Origin of the sequence: Aeromonas allosaccharophila, from assembly GCF_016026615.1 — a bacterium.
Taxonomy (GTDB): domain Bacteria; phylum Pseudomonadota; class Gammaproteobacteria; order Enterobacterales; family Aeromonadaceae; genus Aeromonas; species Aeromonas allosaccharophila.
In genome coordinates, this window is the sequence record NZ_CP065745.1 from 1,372,412 (window position 1) to 1,386,536 (window position 14,125).

Annotated in this window: 12 protein-coding genes; 3 read left to right on the forward strand and 9 right to left on the reverse strand. The window is 58.5% G+C overall.

Annotated elements, in window-relative coordinates:
* Positions 1–7 precede the first annotated feature (7 nt).
* Complete coding sequence (locus I6G90_RS06025) at positions 8–703, reverse strand: TetR/AcrR family transcriptional regulator (protein WP_232254425.1); 696 nt, start codon at positions 701–703, stop codon at positions 8–10.
* A 217-nt stretch (positions 704–920) separates the two neighbouring features.
* On the opposite strand from I6G90_RS06025, the gene I6G90_RS06030 reads away from it, so the two are divergent.
* The 3 genes from I6G90_RS06030 (at position 921) to I6G90_RS06040 (ending at position 4,328) form a co-directional block, all read left to right on the forward strand.
* Positions 921–2,861, forward strand: a complete 1,941-nt coding sequence (locus I6G90_RS06030; RefSeq protein ID WP_197930259.1) for an amidohydrolase — start codon at positions 921–923, stop codon at positions 2,859–2,861.
* A 655-nt stretch (positions 2,862–3,516) separates the two neighbouring features.
* Entirely contained in the window at positions 3,517–4,056 is a 540-nt protein-coding gene (locus I6G90_RS06035) for a hypothetical protein (protein WP_197930261.1), read from the forward strand.
* A 2-nt stretch (positions 4,057–4,058) separates the two neighbouring features.
* Entirely contained in the window at positions 4,059–4,328 is a 270-nt protein-coding gene (locus tag I6G90_RS06040) for a hypothetical protein (RefSeq protein ID WP_197930263.1), read from the forward strand.
* A gap of 157 nt (positions 4,329–4,485) precedes the next feature.
* Here I6G90_RS06040 and sucD read toward each other — a convergent pair whose 3' ends face one another.
* The 8 genes from sucD to sdhC all read right to left on the reverse strand — a co-directional run bounded on the left by sucD (position 4,486) and on the right by sdhC (position 14,066).
* The gene (gene sucD / locus I6G90_RS06045) at positions 4,486–5,358 is read right to left on the reverse strand and encodes a succinate--CoA ligase subunit alpha (protein ID WP_005333542.1); all 873 of its coding nucleotides are present in this window, start codon (positions 5,356–5,358) and stop codon (positions 4,486–4,488) included.
* Positions 5,358–6,524 (reverse strand): ADP-forming succinate--CoA ligase subunit beta, encoded by a 1,167-nt coding sequence (gene sucC / locus I6G90_RS06050; RefSeq protein ID WP_042059430.1) that lies wholly within the window; start codon positions 6,522–6,524, stop codon positions 5,358–5,360. The genes sucD and sucC overlap by 1 nt, the downstream gene beginning before the upstream one ends.
* Positions 6,525–6,700: 176 nt before the next feature.
* Positions 6,701–7,891: a 2-oxoglutarate dehydrogenase complex dihydrolipoyllysine-residue succinyltransferase gene (odhB, locus tag I6G90_RS06055; RefSeq protein WP_197930265.1), complete on the reverse strand. Its 1,191-nt coding sequence runs from the start codon at positions 7,889–7,891 to the stop codon at positions 6,701–6,703.
* Positions 7,892–7,926: 35 nt separating this feature from the next.
* Positions 7,927–10,734, reverse strand: a complete 2,808-nt coding sequence (sucA, locus tag I6G90_RS06060) for a 2-oxoglutarate dehydrogenase E1 component (protein WP_075112361.1) — start codon at positions 10,732–10,734, stop codon at positions 7,927–7,929.
* 115 nt (positions 10,735–10,849) lie between these two features.
* Positions 10,850–11,566, reverse strand: coding sequence for a succinate dehydrogenase iron-sulfur subunit (locus tag I6G90_RS06065; RefSeq protein ID WP_005333549.1), 717 nt, complete (start codon positions 11,564–11,566; stop codon positions 10,850–10,852).
* Positions 11,567–11,582: 16 nt separating this feature from the next.
* The gene (sdhA, locus tag I6G90_RS06070) at positions 11,583–13,349 is read right to left on the reverse strand and encodes a succinate dehydrogenase flavoprotein subunit (protein WP_182932439.1); all 1,767 of its coding nucleotides are present in this window, start codon (positions 13,347–13,349) and stop codon (positions 11,583–11,585) included.
* A gap of 1 nt (position 13,350) precedes the next feature.
* Entirely contained in the window at positions 13,351–13,695 is a 345-nt protein-coding gene (gene sdhD / locus I6G90_RS06075) for a succinate dehydrogenase, hydrophobic membrane anchor protein (RefSeq protein WP_005333558.1), read from the reverse strand.
* A complete protein-coding gene (gene sdhC, locus I6G90_RS06080; protein ID WP_021231296.1) occupies positions 13,689–14,066 on the reverse strand; it encodes a succinate dehydrogenase cytochrome b556 subunit in 378 nt (125 codons plus the stop codon). The genes sdhD and sdhC overlap by 7 nt, the downstream gene beginning before the upstream one ends.
* Positions 14,067–14,125: the final 59 nt, after the last annotated feature.

Consider the following 14,125-nt stretch of genomic DNA (forward strand, 5'->3'; position numbering starts at 1 on the left):
TGCGGTATTACTCTTTGCTCCCAACCAGCAGCGCAGGCATTGCCTGCCACACCCGTTCGGGGTCGGGCTCGGCAATGGCGGCGGCGATCAGCTGCTCGCTCCAGCGACGATGCAGCAACCACATCCGCTGGCCCACCTCGCCATCAGCCTTGGTGCACTGCTTGGTGACATCGGCGGTGCGATAGAAGTAGCGCACCAGACTCGTGAGCTCCGGCTCGGGCCAGCGACAGCCAAAATCACGCAGCAAGGCTGACCAAAACAGCACCTGTCCCCGCTCATGTTGCTGCTCGACAATTTGAAGATCGGGGATGAGATCCATGGCGTGCCACAAGGCGCCATAGCCGACAAAGCGGCGATCCAGTTCCTCCAGCGCCTCATCCAGCAGCACCAGCGCCTGCGGCCAGCTGGTCGCCTGAATGCGGATCTGCTCCTGCGCCTCGCAGACCGACGCCAGCCACCCCATGGCAAGGCGGCAGATGATCGCCTCCTTGTTGGGATAGAGGTGGTAGAGCGATTTGATCCCCACCCCCGCCCGATCGGCAATGGCATTGGTATTGAGGGCCGCAAAGCCCTGCTCCTGCAACAGGCTCAGGGTCGCCTCCTCGATACGGCTGGCCACCGCCTGGCTGCGTTGTTGCTTCGGTTGGCGGCGCATGGCAAACGCCCGGGGTAACGGCCCCTCGGTCACTGACTCCTCTGACATACCTCCTCCCTGATTTGTTGGCCCATCGGCAACTCGGCTTGTTTGTGCATCAACAAGCGTGATCTGCGCCTCACTCGCCACCGATTGATGTGACATGGTAAACAAAACGTTAAATATTTGCAGCAATTGCTGGCATTTTTTGACCAAGCAACCATAAAGAGATCGCGCAATGTGCAGTAAACACTGCACTCAACCCGACCCTCAAGGAGATCACTGCATGGATTGCAAGGCATCACATCGTTCTTTCTCTCGCTCATGTTTGCTGCTCACGCCGCTGCTGGCCGCCACACTGGCGGGCTGCCAGCAAACGCAGCCGCCCACCGCCACGCGCACCCTTTACCTCAACGGCAAGATCCACACCCAGGATGGCCAACGTCAGGTGGCAGAGGCGATGGTGGTGAGCGGCGACCAGTTCCTCTATGTGGGCAACCGGCAAGGGGCCGAGGCGCTCAGCACCTCCGACACCCGAGTGGTCGATCTGCAGGGGAAGATGGTGTTGCCGGGGTTGCACGACAACCATATCCACCTGTTTGGCACGGTGGCGCTCGATATGTGCGATCTCGACGGCAAGCCGGTCGATCTCGGCGAACTGGCGGCCAAGGTGAAGCGCTGCCTGCCACGCTACGCCCCCAAGGCGGGCGACTGGCTGGTGATCAACCAGTGGTCCCCCTACGAGGGCAACACTCCCACCGCCTCCTATAAAACCGTGCTGGCAGCCCTCGATGCCGCAGCGCCCGACAATCCGGTGGTACTGGCCGGGGTCGATGGCCACGCCAGCGCCTACAACTCGCGGGCATTGGCGCAGGCAACCGACCAGAGCGGCAAACAGACCGGTTTCACCGCCGCCACCCTGGCACCGGGCGGCCTCTTTGCCCCCTTCAAACCCTATGTGGATCTCGATAGCGGCGTCATTCGCGAGGGCGCACGCAGCGCCATCCCCGCCCCCGACAGCGGCCTGCTCAGCGCCCGTGACGAGCAGGCGGCGAGCCAGTATCGCCAGATCCTGCCCGCCGTCTCGACCCTGATGGCCTCGCGCGGCATCACCAGCATTCAGGATGCCTGCGCCACCGACTTTATCCGCGATCGCCTGCGGGAGATGGAAGATAAGGGGCTGCTCAATATGCGGGTCACCGCCGCCACCTGTTTTCACGAGGATGACTACAGCGGCAAACTCGATATCGGCGGCCATCTGGCCAAGGCGAACCAAGTGCGCGACCAGTTCGCCAGCGATCCCCTGATCAAGGCCGATGCGGTCAAGATCTTCCTCGACGGCGTACTGGAAGGGGATCCCTTCAGCACGCCCCCCTTCCTGCCCAACGCCGGTATGCTGGCCAACTACCAGACCCCCCACCTCGCCATGGATCAGGCAGGCGAGCAGGTCACCATCACCGCCAACAGCGAGGATGCTGGCAGTAATGGGCTGGCCAACTACCGCGCCGCCGATCTCACCCGCTACGTAGGGGAACTCGACAAGGCGGGCTTTGGCATCCATATGCACAGCATCGGCGATCGCACCACCCGCATGGCCCTCGATGCACTGGAGGCAGCCCGCGCCAGCAACGGTGATCACGGCATTCCCCACACCCTCGCCCATCTGCAGGTGGTGCATCCGGACGATCAGCAGCGGCTCGGCCAGCTTGGCCTCTACCTCACCTTCACCTACGCCTGGACCAACCCCCAGCCCGAATACGACATGCTGGTCACCCCCTTTATCCAGCCGACCCGCAAGGGACAGCACCTTCATGAGGCGATGTACGATCCCAAGGGGTATCTCAAGCAAGCGCTCTATCCGGTGGCCACCTCACGCAAGGCGGGGGCCATTCTGGTGGCTGGCAGCGATGCGCCGGTCGACAGCCGCGATCCGCGCCCCTTCGTCAATATGGCCGCCGGGGTCAACCATGCGCCCCAAAGCGGCGATGACTTTCGGGCGAGCCAGCGCATCACCCTCGACCAGATGCTGGATGCCTACACCATCAACGGCGCCCGCGCGGTGCGTCAGCAGGCCGTCAGCGGCTCCATCGAAGCGGGCAAGTCGGCTGACTTTATCGTGCTCGACCGGGATCTCTACCAGCTGGTCGCCAGCGGCACACCGGAGCAGATCGCCGATACCAAAGTCACCCGCACCGTCTTTCGCGGGCAGACGGTCTTTAGCCAATAGGCTCAAGCACAATGGCGAGCGTTAGCATCTGGTCAGCGGCGATCTGAGCGTATGCAGCCAGCACAACGCCTCTTAAAAGCAAAATGCCGACCTTCGGGTCGGCATTTTTACAGGTGAAATCAGAGGAGCATTATCAAACAACGCGACCAGCTGATTGGCCCCTGCAGCGGCAGGATTGATTCACTTGCGAAACAGCATCAGTCAATTCGATTTCAGCAGCGGAACAATCTTGGCCCGTTCAATGTGGCCGCAGGTAATGGCTGTGGAATACGAACCGCCCGTCCGAATACGCTGCGCTATTCGCCCCCCCACGGGTTATCAATCAGGGCGACAAAGTAATTCGTAGGTTGGCGCAGAGCGTAGCGAAGCCCAACAGGCGAACATTATTGCGCCAACCGGAGCGGGATAAACAAGGATCTGGCTGAGCCGTAAACAGATTGACAGACATATTTCACGGTAAACTTTGGGCTTCACTTCGTGAAGCACCGGTCTACCATTTTTAGCCCAGCATACGAGATAATACGTGTGTACCAATAAAGCTACAAAATAATATATTCAGCCCTATTACATACATGTTTCTTCACAGCTTCAGCCATGATAATGTGAATTTACATTTCAGAACCTTGCATACCACACCTTTTTTAAGAGGCTCACCATGAACCCAGAAAAAATTCAATCTGATATTGATGCGCTGTTAACCTATATGAATGATGATTTGGAAAATTTAGGTGAAACAATCAAAGCTGTTTATTTTGGATTTAATAAAAATGAAAGTGATCGAGTAGCTATCGATGAGAAACTAAATTGGCCAGAAGAACATTTATTTAAAATAATAAATATTTGCAACTCTCGCGGACTTGTAACAAAAAACTTTAGGAACTTTTCACAGATTAAATTAACCGAAGAGGGTCAAAGCAGGGCTATCTCCGTAAAACATGGTAAAAATCGCTCATATGAGTTAGGTGCCAGCATGCAAATCTCAACATTGAATGTTAATGCACCCTCTCAAATTGGAAATGGAAACACTCAAAATATACAAAATATTTTCAACCAATTAATTCAAGATATTGACAATTCTCAGGCTTCAGCCGAAGAAAAGGGCGAAGCAAAAAGCCGACTTGCTAAATTTCTCGAACACCCCCTAGTTAACTCCATAGTTGGAGGGGTAGCAGGTTCACTAACTGGACTTATTTAATTATGGAAGATCTACATAAAACGATTAAGTTACGCTGCACTTTCTGTCACTCAGAACAGTTTGCCATACCTTATTCTGACTACACGCCTCCGAGCCATAGTTTTGTTGTATGTGCTAATTGCGGCAGAGAAAATGATGTTACATCCTTATTGATAGCAGCAAAGTCAAAAGGACTTTCGATTGCACAAGATTATGTGGAAGAATTAGTAGATAAAATGAAATCAGATATAGAAAAAGCATTTAAGAACAGTAAATTCATAAAAATAAAGTAACTTTACAATCATTAAACAATGATAACTATATTTGTACAGGCTGTAGGTTCGAATAGCGAAGCGTATTCGGACGTATGCGATAAATTAAGAACCGGAATCATAATAAAAAAGCCGCCCAATGGGCGGCTTTTTATTAGAGATAACAGGCTAACAGAAATTACCAGCCGGTCACTTCGCGCAGGGCCTTGCCGATATCGGCCAGGGAGCGGACGGTTTTCACGCCAGCATCTTCCAGCGCGGCAAACTTCTCGGCGGCGGTACCCTTGCCACCGGAGATGATGGCGCCAGCGTGGCCCATCCGCTTGCCGGGAGGGGCAGTGACACCCGCGATATAGGAGACCACCGGCTTGGTGACGTGGGCCTTGATATAGGCGGCCGCGTCTTCCTCGGCGTTGCCGCCGATCTCGCCGATCATCACGATCGCTTCGGTCTGCGGGTCGTTCTGGAACATCTCCAGAATGTCGATAAAGTTGGAGCCCGGGATGGGGTCGCCACCGATACCGACGCAGGTGGACTGGCCAAAGCCTTCGTCAGTGGTCTGCTTGACCGCTTCGTAGGTCAGGGTGCCGGAGCGGGAGACGATACCCACCTTGCCCGGCTTGTGAATGTGGCCCGGCATGATGCCGATCTTGCACTCACCCGGGGTGATGACACCCGGGCAGTTGGGGCCGATCATCCGCACGCCGGTCTCTTGCAGCTTCACTTTCACATCCAGCATATCCAGAGTCGGGATGCCTTCGGTGATGGTGACGATGAGCTTGATGCCAGCGTCGATCGCTTCCAGGATCGCGTCCTTGCAGAACGGTGCCGGTACATAGATGACGGAGGCAGTGGCGCCGGTCGCTTCGACCGCGTCACGGACGGTGTTGAACACCGGCAGACCCAGATGGGTGGTGCCGCCCTTGCCCGGAGAGACGCCGCCGACCAGCTGGGTGCCGTAGGAGAGCGCCTGCTCGGAGTGGAAAGTACCCTGACCGCCGGTAAAGCCCTGGCAGATGACTCGGGTGTCCTTGTTGATCAGTACGCTCATCAGTTGGCCTCCGCTGCTTTGACGACTTGCTGCGCGGCATCGGTCAGACTCTTGGCCGCAATGATGTTGAGGCCGCTCTCGGCCAGCTTGATACCACCCAGCTCGGCGTTGTTGCCTTCCAGACGGACCACGACGGGCACCTTGACCCCCACTTCCTTGACTGCACCTATGATGCCTTCCGCGATCATGTCGCAGCGCACGATGCCGCCAAAGATGTTGACCAGCACAGCTTTGACGTTGCTGTCGGAGAGGATGATCTTGAACGCCTCGGTCACGCGCTCCTTGGTGGCGCCGCCGCCGACGTCAAGGAAGTTGGCCGGTTTGCCGCCATGCAGGTTGACGATATCCATGGTACCCATGGCCAGACCGGCGCCGTTGACCATGCAGCCGATGTTGCCATCGAGGGCCACATAGTTCAGCTCCCACTGGGCGGCGTGCGCTTCGCGGGGGTCATCTTGTGACGGATCGTGCATCTCGCGCAGCTTGGGCTGACGATAGAGGGCGTTGGCGTCGATGTTGATCTTGCCATCGAGGCAGTGCAGGTTGCCCTGCTTGGTGATCACCAGCGGGTTGATCTCCAGCAGCGCGAAATCGCAATCCAGGAACATCTGGCCCAAGCCTAAGAAGATCTTGGTGAACTGTTTGATCTGATCGCCGACCAGACCCAGTTTGAAGGCCAGTTCGCGGGCCTGATAGGCCTGCGGACCCACCAGCGGATCGATGGCCGCCTTGTGGATCAGATGGGGGGTTTCGTGGGCAATCTTCTCGATATCCACGCCACCTTCGGTAGAGGCCATGAAGACCACGCGGCGTGAGCCACGGTCAACCACGGCGCCCAAGTAGAGCTCTTTGGCGATGTCGGTGCAAGATTCAACCAGGATCTTGGTGACCGGCTGGCCGTTGGCGTCGGTCTGGTAGGTGACCAGATTTTTGCCAAGCCAGTTCTGGGCGAAGGCACGGATCTCATCCTTGCTCTTGGCCACTTTCACGCCGCCCGCTTTACCGCGACCACCGGCGTGTACCTGGCATTTGACGACCCAGATATTGCCGCCAATCTTGTCAGCCGCTTCGGCCGCTTCTTGTGGGGTAGCGCAGGCATAACCTTCGGAGACCGGCAGGCCATACTCGGCAAACAGCTGTTTTGCCTGATATTCATGCAGATTCATAGATGCTCTATCCGTGTTGTAGGTATTTCCGTCCGGGGCTGGTGTTTCTCAATCCCCTGTGAATGGGGGCCTGGGAGGCCCCTCGTTATCTTTCAATCGCTCGGGTACTACAGTGCTTAAACGCCCGGCAACACACCCGGCTAGGGGCTTTGGCCCCTTGCCTGCGTGCTACAGGCTTAGACGTCCAGCAACAGACGGGTCGGGTCTTCCAGCAACTCCTTGACGGAGACCAGGAAGCCTACCGATTCGCGTCCATCGATGATCCGGTGATCGTAGGAGAGCGCCAGGTACATCATCGGCAGGATCTCGACCTTGCCAGCAACGGCCATCGGGCGATCCTGGATCTTGTGCATCCCCAGAATGGCGCTCTGGGGCGGGTTGATGATCGGGGTGGACATCAGGGAGCCGAACACGCCACCGTTGGTGATGGTGAAGTTGCCGCCAGTCAGTTCATCCACGGTCAGCTTGCCGTCACGGCCCTTGCCCGCCAGATCCTTGATGGCCTTCTCGATGTCCGCCAGGCTCATGTTGTCGCAGTCACGCAGCACCGGCGTCACCAGACCACGCGGGGTGGAGACGGCGATGCTGACGTCGAAGTAGTTGTGGTAAACCACGTCATCACCATCGAGCGCCGCGTTCACTTCCGGATAGCGCTTGAGGGATTCGACCACCGCCTTCACGTAGAAGGACATGAAGCCGAGCTTGATGCCGTGCTTCTTCTCGAAGATCTCGCCGTACTGCTTGCGCAGATCCATGATGGGCTTCATGTTGACCTCGTTGAAGGTGGTCAGCATGGCGGTGGTATTTTTCGCTTCCAGCAGACGCTCGGCAATGCGCTTGCGCAGACGGGTCATCGGTACCCGCTTGTCGGTGCGACCACCCAGCGGGGCAACCTTAGCTGCCGGAGCTGCAGTTGCGACCGGTGCGGCTGCCGCAGGCTGGCTCTTGGCCTTGATGAAGGCTTCCACATCATCCTTGGTGATGCGACCACCCTTGCCGGTACCGGTCAGCTTGGTCACGTCGATGTCGTGCTCGCCAATCAGGCGGCGCACCGAGGGGCTCAAGCCATCGGCACCATCATCGGCCACCGCTTCAGCGGGTTTCTCTTTGGTCTCTTCACCGGCCACCGGAGCGGCGGTGAGGATGGCAATCAGTTGACGGGACAACACGGTCGCCCCTTCCCCTTGCAGAATATCCCCCAGCACACCGGCTTGCGGTGCCGGCACTTCCAGCACCACCTTGTCGGTCTCGATGTCGACCAGCACTTCGTCACGGGCGACCAGATCGCCCGGTTTTTTGTGCCAGGTGGCGATAGTGGCATCCGCCACTGATTCCGGCAGATCCGGTACCTTGATTTCGATAGTCATCCAATCAGTTCCTTTTTACTTCTATGCCAGAGGCTTTACAGGGTAAGGGCATCTTCCACCAAGGCTTTTTGCTGCTTGGCGTGGACAGACATGTAACCGACGGCCGGTGAGGCTGACGCGGGGCGACCGGCATAACGCAGGGTGGCTCCGGCTGGCAGCACGCCATCGTAGTGGTGACGGGTGCAGTACCAGGCGCCCTGGTTCTGCGGCTCTTCCTGACACCAGACAAAGTCGGTGACATGGCTGTAATCGGCCAGAATGGCGCGCACTTCCTCTTCCGGGAAGGGGTAGAGCTGCTCAATTCGCACCAGTGCCACATCGTGCTGCTCGGCCTTGCGACGGGCATCGAGCAGGTCGTAGTAGACCTTGCCGGAGCAGAAGACCACGCGCTTGACCGCTTTCGGATCCAGCGCATCGATCTCGCCGATGGCGTTCTGGAAGGTACCGTCAGCCAGCTCTTCGAGCTTGCTCACCGCCAGCGGGTGGCGCAGCAGGGATTTGGGCGTCATGACGATCAGCGGACGGCGCATCGGGCGCACTACCTGACGGCGCAGCATGTGGAATACCTGTGCCGGGGTAGAGGGCACGCACACCTGCATGTTGTGCTGGGCGCACATCTGCAGATAACGCTCCAGACGGGCGGAGGAGTGCTCCGGGCCCTGCCCCTCGTAACCGTGCGGCAGCAGCATGGTCAGGCCGCACATCCGGCCCCACTTCTGCTCGCCGGAGGAGAGGAACTGATCCACCACAACCTGGGCGCAGTTGGCGAAATCACCGAACTGAGCTTCCCAGATGGTGAGGCCAGCCGGCTCGGCGCTGGCGTAGCCATATTCAAAGGCCAGTACCGCGTTCTCGGTCAGCACCGAGTCGTACACCTCGAACGGCCCCTGCTCGTCGTGCAAGTTGCACAGCGGGGTATAGGTGCTGGCATCGGTCTGGCTGTGCAGCACGGCGTGGCGGTGAAAGAAGGTGCCACGGCCGGAGTCTTCACCGGTAAAGCGGATGCGGGAACCCTTGTCCACCAGAGTGGCGTAGGCCAGGGTCTCGGCAAAGCCCCAGTCCACCAGCTTCTCGCCCGCGGCCATCAGACGACGGTCTTCGTAAATCTTCTCGACCTGACGCTGCAGCACGTGGGTGGCCGGATACTGGCTCACCCGCTCGCCGAGGCTCTTGAGGTGATCCATCGGCACGGCACTCTCATAGGCCATGTTCCAGTCGTGGCCAAGATAAGGGGTCCAGTCGACGGAGTGCAGCTCCATTGGCCGCCACTCCTTGCTCACCCGCTCGCCGCGATCCAGCGCTTCGCGATACTCGTTGACCAGTTCGGTCGCCCGCTCCTGAGCGAGGCTCCCCTCGGCCACCAGCTGATCGGCGTAGATCTTGCGCGGGGTCGGGTGCTGTTTGATCTTCTGGTACATCAGCGGCTGGGTCGCACTCGGCTCGTCCGCTTCGTTGTGACCGTGACGACGGTAGCAGACCAGCTCGATCACCACGTCGCGTTTGAAGGTGTTGCGGTAATCCAGCGCAATCTGGGTCACCAGCACCACGGCTTCCGGATCATCCCCGTTGACGTGCAGCACCGGCGCCTGAACCGCCTTGGCGATGTCGGTGCAATATTCGGTGGAGCGCAGATCACGATGGTAAGAGGTGGTGAAACCCACCTGGTTGTTGATGACGATGCGCACCGTCCCGCCCACGCCATAGGCACGGGTCTGGGACATGTTGAAGGTCTCGGCCACCACGCCCTGACCGGACATGGCCGAGTCACCGTGAATGGTGATGGGCAGCACGCTGGAGCCATCCTTGTCACCGCGACGATCCATCCGGGCACGGACCGAGCCGATGACTACCGGGTTGACGATTTCGAGGTGAGAGGGGTTGAACGCCAGCGCCAGGTGGACGTTGCCACCCGGGGTCGCGAAGTCGGAGGAGAAGCCCATATGGTACTTCACATCACCGGTACCCCAGGATTCGCCATGCTTGCCGGCAAACTCGTCGAACAGATCCTGCGCCCGCTTACCGAGTACGTTGATCAGCACGTTGAGACGACCGCGGTGGGCCATACCGATGACGGCCTCTTTGCAGCCCTGCTCACCGGCGCGACGGATCAGCTCCTTGAGCATGGGGATCATGGCGTCGCCACCTTCCAGCGAGAAGCGCTTGGCTCCCGGGAACTTGGCGCCCAGATATTTCTCCAGCCCTTCGGCGGCGGTCAGGCTCTCGAGGAAACGGGTCTTCTCTTCGAGGGTGTAGCTCCCCTTCCCTTCAATGGATTCGAGACGCTGTTGCAGCCAGCGCTTCTCTTCCGTGGAGGTGAGGTGCATGTAGTCGGCACCTATGCTGCTGCAGTAGGTCTTTTTCAGCGAGGCGTAGAGATCGGAGAGCACCATGGTCTCGCGACCAATGGCGTACGAGCCCACATTGAAGGTGGCCTCCATGTCTGTGCCCTGCAGGTTGTGGAATGCCGGATCCAGTTCGGCAACGGTTTCACGCTGCCACAGACCCAGCGGGTCCAGATTGGCATTCTGGTGACCACGGAAACGGAAGGCGTTGATCAGCTGCAATACCCGCACCTGCTTGGCATCCACTTGCGGATCGGAGACGGGGGCACTGTAGCGAGAGGGATCCTTGGCCAGACGACGGAAATAATCGCGGACCTGGGAGTGGGGTTGTTCAACCGCATGGCCATTGACCTGGGGCAGCTCGCTAAACAGGCTGCGCCACTCGTCGGACACGGAGTCAGGATTTTCCAGGAAGGATTCGTACAAATCCTCGATATAGCTTGCATTCGCACCAGCCAGGTGAGATGACTCCAACCAGGCCTTCATCACGCCGTTATGCATTTCTATCCCTTGTACTTCTTGTTACTGCTGCGCAGCTTGTAGGGGTTAAATAGCCATCCTGCCACGGGTGGGATGGCTATCCAGAAGTCGGGCCAGCGCGGGGCCGGCCCTGATACTAAACAGCCCGATTGAGCAACATCGACTTGATCTGGCCAATCGCCTTGGTCGGGTTCAAGCCTTTCGGACAGACGTTCACGCAGTTCATGATGCCATGGCAGCGGAACACGCTGAATGCGTCGTCCAGATTCCCCAGTCGTTCGGTGGTCGCGGTGTCGCGGCTGTCAGCCAGCCAGCGGTAGGCGGCGAGCAGCCCGGCCGGACCGATAAACTTGTCGGGGTTCCACCAGAAGGAGGGGCACGAAGTGGAGCAGCAGGCACAGAGAATGCACTCGTACAGGCCGTCAAGCTTGGCGCGCTCTTCGGGGGATTGCAGGTGCTCACGCACCGGCGGCAACTTGTCATCGTTGATGAGGAAGGGTTTGACCTTCTCCCACTGGGTGTAGAACTGGGTCATGTCGATCACCAGATCGCGGATCACCGGCAGGCCAGGCAAGGGGCGGATAACGACGTTATTACCCTTCTTCAGCAGATCGGAGAGCGGGGTGATACAGGCAAGACCGTTCTTGCCATTCATGTTGAGACCGTCTGATCCACAGACCCCTTCGCGGCAAGAGCGGCGGAAGGCGAGCGTGGGATCCAGCTCTTTCAACTGGATCAGTGCGTCGAGCACCATCATGTCGGAACCTTCAGGAATATCAAGACGATATTCCTTCATATGGGGGACGTTATCAACATCCGGATTGTATCTGTAGACAGAGAATGTGACGTTCATAGGGCTGGCTCCGCAATCAGTAAGTCCGGACCTTGGGCGGGAACGCCTCACGGGTCTTGGGTGACATGTTGACAGCGCGACGGGTCATGGACTCGGTGTCCGGGTGATAGAGGCTGTGGCACAGCCAGCTCTCGTCGTCGCGATCCGGGAAGTCAAAGCGGCTGTGAGCACCGCGACTCTCGGTACGGAAGTTGGCCGCCACCGCCGTGGCAAATGCCGTCTCCATCAGGTTGTCCAGCTCCAGGCATTCGATGCGCTGGGTGTTGAACTCTTTGGAGGTGTCGTCCAGACGGGCATGTTTAAGGCGCTCGCGGATGAGTTTCAGCTCGGCCAGCCCTTCTGCCATCGCATCCCCTTCGCGGAATACGGAGAAGTTGTTCTGCATGCAGCGCTGCAGGTCTTTGCGGATCTGCACCGGGTCTTCGCCGTCACGGCAATTTTCCCAGCGATTGAAGCGCGCCATGGCGGCATCGATATCGGATTCGGAGGCATCACGACCGTGATCCATCTCGCCCAGAGTGTTCACCAGATGCATGCCGGCAGCACGACCGAACACCACCAGATCCAGCAGCGAGTTGCCACCCAGACGGTTGGCACCGTGTACGGAGACGCAGGCAATTTCGCCCACCGCAAACAGGCCGACCACCGGCACATCGTTGCCATCCTTGTCTTGCGCCAGACACTGGCCATTCACGTTGGTCGGCACGCCGCCCATCATGTAGTGGCAGGTCGGGATGATCGGGATCGGCTCTTTGACCGGATCCACGTGGGCGAAGGTGCGAGAAAGTTCGCAGATACCAGGCAGACGGGATTCCAGCACCTCTTTGCCGAGGTGATCCAGCTTGAGCTTGATGTGCGGGCCCCAGGGACCGTCGCAACCACGCCCTTCGCGGATCTCGATCATTATGGAGCGAGCCACCACATCGCGACCGGCCAGATCCTTGGCGTTGGGGGCATAACGCTCCATGAAGCGCTCGCCATCTTTATTGAGCAGATAGCCACCTTCACCACGGCACCCTTCGGTCACCAGCACCCCGGCCCCGGCGATGCCTGTCGGGTGGAACTGCCAGAACTCCATGTCCTGCACCCCTACCCCGGCACGCAGCGCCATGCCGACACCGTCACCGGTGTTGATGTGGGCATTGGTGGTGGACTGGTAGATACGACCGGCACCGCCGGTGGCCAGCACGGTGGCCTTGGCCTTGAAGTAGACCACTTCGCCGCTCTCCATATCGATGGCGGTACAGCCAACGATGTGACCGTCCTGGTTTTTCACCAGATCCAGCGCATACCACTCGGAGAAGACGGTGGTCTTGTTCTTGACGTTCTGCTGATAGAGGGTGTGCAGCAGGGCGTGACCGGTACGGTCTGCCGCCGCTGCGGTACGAGCCGCCTGCTCGCCACCGAAATTCTTGGACTGACCACCAAACGGACGCTGGTAGACAGAACCGTTGTCGAAACGGGAGAAGGGCAGCCCCATGTTCTCCAGCTCATAGATGGCCTCGGGGCCGGTCTTGCACATGTACTCGATGGCTTCCTGATCACCGATGTAATCGGAACCTTTTACCGTGTCATACATGTGCCACTGCCAGTTGTCGTCGTGGGCATTACCCAGCGCAACCGTGATGCCGCCCTGAGCGGACACCGTGTGAGAACGGGTTGGAAAAACCTTGGACAACAGAGCGCAGCTCTTGCCGGACTGGGCAATCTGCAGCGCGGCGCGCATACCGGCACCACCGGCACCAATCACCACCGCATCAAATTCACGAGTTGGAATAGTCACCTTACACACCCCACAGCACGACGAAACCCGTCATCAGATAGACAAACAGCACCACGACCAGGGCAAATTGCAGCGCCCCGCGCAGCCCTACCGGCTTGATATAGTCAGTCAGCACCTGCCACAGACCAATCCAGGCGTGGATCAGTACGCAGAGCAGGGTCAACAGGGTGAATACCTTGGTGAAGGTTTTGGCGAAGAAGCCTGCCCACACCTCGTAGGTGATGTCGTTGAACGCGACAAATCCCACCAGATAGAGGACATAACAGGTCATGATGAGGGCGGTGGCGCGGATCAGGATGTAATCGTGAACGCCGCTGCGCCCGAAGGTTGCAGAATTGGTTACCATACAAGCACTCCCGCCAATACAGCCAGGATCGCGGTGATCACAAAGGCCACACGGGCACTCTGATTACCGGATTCCAGCTCTTCCCAATAGCCCATATCCATGACCAGATGACGCAAGCCGCCCACAATGTGGTATGCCAGCGCAGTCAGGATCCCCCACAGCACGAGTTTGACCAGGAAGTTGTCCATGATGGCAACCACGGTTGCAAACCCTTCGGGAGAGGCGAGTGAAGTACCAAGCATCCACAGCAAGATGCCCAGTGCAACAAAGGTAATGACCCCTGAAACACGGTGCAGGATGGATGCAATGGCAGTGACAGGAAAGCTGATCGTCTGTAGGTCGAGGTTGACCGGTCTCTGTTTGTTTTTCACGCTTGCCCACTCAGCTCCATTGAGCACGTTAGTTATTGTTTTAACTCACACTTGAGGGC

What these genes read in the sequence shown, in the direction of transcription:
- I6G90_RS06025 (WP_232254425.1), bottom strand. Translation starts at nt 703, where the DNA reads ATGTCAGAGGAGTCAGTGACCGAGGGGCCGTTACCCCGGGCGTTTGCC.
- I6G90_RS06030 (WP_197930259.1), top strand. Translation starts at nt 921, where the DNA reads ATGGATTGCAAGGCATCACATCGTTCTTTCTCTCGCTCATGTTTGCTG.
- I6G90_RS06035 (WP_197930261.1), top strand. Translation starts at nt 3,517, where the DNA reads ATGAACCCAGAAAAAATTCAATCTGATATTGATGCGCTGTTAACCTAT.
- I6G90_RS06040 (WP_197930263.1), top strand. Translation starts at nt 4,059, where the DNA reads ATGGAAGATCTACATAAAACGATTAAGTTACGCTGCACTTTCTGTCAC.
- sucD (WP_005333542.1), bottom strand. Translation starts at nt 5,358, where the DNA reads ATGAGCGTACTGATCAACAAGGACACCCGAGTCATCTGCCAGGGCTTT.
- sucC (WP_042059430.1), bottom strand. Translation starts at nt 6,524, where the DNA reads ATGAATCTGCATGAATATCAGGCAAAACAGCTGTTTGCCGAGTATGGC.
- odhB (WP_197930265.1), bottom strand. Translation starts at nt 7,891, where the DNA reads ATGACTATCGAAATCAAGGTACCGGATCTGCCGGAATCAGTGGCGGAT.
- sucA (WP_075112361.1), bottom strand. Translation starts at nt 10,734, where the DNA reads ATGCATAACGGCGTGATGAAGGCCTGGTTGGAGTCATCTCACCTGGCT.
- I6G90_RS06065 (WP_005333549.1), bottom strand. Translation starts at nt 11,566, where the DNA reads ATGAACGTCACATTCTCTGTCTACAGATACAATCCGGATGTTGATAAC.
- sdhD (WP_005333558.1), bottom strand. Translation starts at nt 13,695, where the DNA reads ATGGTAACCAATTCTGCAACCTTCGGGCGCAGCGGCGTTCACGATTAC.